Genomic DNA, 1,718 nt, shown 5'->3' on the forward strand with positions numbered 1-1,718 from the left:
AGCCGCGCCAGGACCGCCGCCTCGTCGCGCACCGCGCAATCCACGGTATAGACCAGAACGACCGCCCCCCGCCGCCGCGCGTCATAGCCGCGGCGGAACACCCCATGCTCCAGCAGGTCGCCCGGCACGACGCCCAGCCGCCGGACGATTTCCGCCTCCAGCGCCTCGGGCGGGTGGTCGAGCGGAAGCCTGATTTCGGTCAGTCGGATCATGAAACGGGGTCCTATCACGCACGCCGCCCCCGATGAAAGCACGGCGACGCAACACGGGACTCGCCCCGCGCTCGGCGCGTCTGATACAGAGACCGCCAAACCCGCCCTCGGAGTCGGACCTGGAATCGGGTCCGATGATTCAGGATTTCCATGGCCGAGCCGCACGACCACGCGCACCCGCATCACCATGGCCCCAGCCACGACCATGACCACGGGCATCACCATGGGCATCACGGCCATCACCACGGACATGCCCACGCTCCCGCCTCGTTCGGCACGGCCTTCGCCATCGGCATCGCGCTGAACCTGGCCTATGTCGCGGCCGAGGCCGGCTGGGGCGTCGCGTCCCACGCCCTGGCCCTGCTGGCCGATGCGGGGCATAATTTGTCCGACGTGCTGGCCCTGGCCGCCGCATGGCTGGCGCAGCGCCTGTCGCGCCAGGCCCCCAGCGCCGACTATACCTACGGCCTCCGCCGCTCCTCGATCCTGGCGGCGCTGGGCAACGCGGCGGCGCTGCTGCTGGTGACCGGCGGCATCGCGTGGGAATCGATCCTGCGCCTGGTCACGCCCGCGGCGGTGCCGGGCGGCACCATCATGGCGGTGGCCGGCGCCGGAATCCTGGTCAACGGCATCACCGCCCTGCTGTTCCTGCGCGGCGGCGACGACCTGAATATCCGCGGCGCATTCCTGCACATGGCCGCCGACGCGCTGATGTCGCTGGCCGTGGTGATCGCCGGGGCGATCATTCTCTATACCGGCTGGCTCCGGGTCGATCCGGTCATCAGCCTGGTGGTGTCGGCCACCATCGTCGCCGGCACCTGGTCCCTGCTGCGCGATTCGCTGGACATGGCGCTGGACCGCGTGCCGCGCGCCATCGACCGCACGGGGGTCGAGGCCTATCTGCGCGCCCTGCCCGGCGTGACCGACCTGCACGACCTGCATATCTGGCCGATCAGCACCACGGACACGGCGCTCACCGTCCATCTGGTGCGGACGACCTGCCTCACCCACGCCCCGGCCGCCGACGACACGCTGCTCAGCGACGCGGCCGAGACGCTGCGCCTGCGCTTTCGCATCGGCCATACGACCTTCCAGATCGAAACCCAGTCCGACGCCGCCCGCTGCGTCCTGGCCGACCCGGCGACGATCTGATCCATGCCGCATATCAGCAAGAACGCCCTGGCCTGGACCAGCCTGGGCGTCAGCATCGCCGCCCTGGGGCTGAAATACGCCGCCTGGCGGGCCACCGGCTCGATCGCGCTCTATTCCGACGCGCTGGAGACGATCATCAACGTCGTCGCGGCCGTCGCCGGCCTGTGGGCCCTGCGCATCGCCAGCCGCCCGCCGGACGAAAACCACACCTACGGCCATTACAAGGCCGAATATCTCTCGGCGGTGGCCGAGGGCGTGCTGGTGCTGCTGACGGCGCTGGCCATCGGGCGCGAGGCCTGGATCGACTGGCTGCACCCTGCCCTGCCCCGCGCCCCCCTTGCCGGCATCGCGCTG

The 1,718-nt window shown here is 70.5% G+C and carries 2 protein-coding genes and 1 pseudogene; 2 read left to right on the forward strand and 1 reads right to left on the reverse strand.

Annotated elements, in window-relative coordinates; genetic code table 11:
- A pseudogene (locus tag HUK84_RS17060) lies at positions 1 to 212 on the reverse strand (FAD-dependent oxidoreductase); the annotation flags it as partial.
- Positions 213 to 362: 150 nt separating this feature from the next.
- On the opposite strand from HUK84_RS17060, the gene HUK84_RS17065 reads away from it, so the two are divergent.
- Together HUK84_RS17065 and HUK84_RS17070 are read left to right on the forward strand one after the other, a co-directional pair.
- A complete protein-coding gene (locus HUK84_RS17065) occupies positions 363 to 1,364 on the forward strand; it encodes a cation diffusion facilitator family transporter (RefSeq protein WP_176641331.1) in 1,002 nt (333 codons plus the stop codon).
- Positions 1,365 to 1,367: 3 nt separating this feature from the next.
- Positions 1,368 to 1,718, forward strand: a 351-nt coding sequence (locus HUK84_RS17070; RefSeq protein WP_176641332.1) for a cation diffusion facilitator family transporter, incomplete at its 3' end; no start/stop codon positions are given.

Source organism: Nguyenibacter vanlangensis, assembly GCF_013376155.1.
Taxonomy (GTDB): Bacteria; Pseudomonadota; Alphaproteobacteria; order Acetobacterales; family Acetobacteraceae; genus Gluconacetobacter; species Gluconacetobacter vanlangensis.

What these genes read in the sequence shown, in the direction of transcription:
- HUK84_RS17065 (WP_176641331.1), top strand. Translation starts at nt 363, where the DNA reads ATGGCCGAGCCGCACGACCACGCGCACCCGCATCACCATGGCCCCAGC.